Annotated in this window: 1 pseudogene; it reads left to right on the top strand. The window is 79.1% G+C overall.

Features of this window, described 5'->3' with window-relative positions:
• Nucleotides 1–449: pseudogene (locus tag KUM32_RS39590) on the top strand (serine/threonine protein kinase); the annotation flags it as partial.
• Between the last annotated feature and the right edge of the window lie 245 nt (nucleotides 450–694).

The following is a 694-nucleotide window of genomic DNA, read 5'->3' as shown; positions in this document are numbered from 1 at the left end:
CCGGCATGCCCCCGCTCGACATCGACGAGCCGGGCGACGAGTCGCCGGGCGAGTACGAGGGCGGGTACGGGAACTACGAGAACGGCGCCGGCGCCCCGCAGCCGCCGGTCGGCGAGCCGCGCCGGCGCGGCGCGGTGCCGCTGGTGCCGGGCGCCGTCGCCGACTCCAGCCGCGACACCCACACCAGCATGCGGGCCCCGACGTCGGCCGAGCTGGCGGGCGGCGCGCACGGCACGGCCCGCGCCCCGCGCGCCAGCGGCCAACGCCGCGCCGGGTCGGCCCGGCACCGCTCGGAACCGGAGGCGGTGCGCCGCCGCCGGATCAAGCTCGGCGCCGCCGCCGCTGCCGCCCTCATCGCCGCGGGCGTGGGGGGCTACCTCGCGGTCGGCGGCGACGACGGCGGGGACACCGAGTCCCCCGGCGTGCACCAGTCCGAGCGCACTCCGTGACGCCGCGTGCCGCGCGCGTACCCCGGGCGCCCGCCCCGGGGTACGCGTGAGCGGCCCGCCGGGCCCACGGCACCGTCGCCGCAGCCCCCACACCGCTGCCGCCGGCTCATCGTTCCAGCTCAGAGGCGTACGGGCCGGGGTGGGCACGCGGCCGGGCGGGGTGGGGCCGGGTAACCGTTAGGCTGGGGGTGTGGCAGTCGTCGATGTATCCGAAGAGCTGAAGTCCCTCTCCTCCACCATGGGGT

Source organism: Streptomyces sp. AC627_RSS907, from assembly GCF_019049165.1.
Note: the sequence above shows the minus strand (reverse complement) of the source record. Positions and strands in the feature narration are given on the sequence as shown.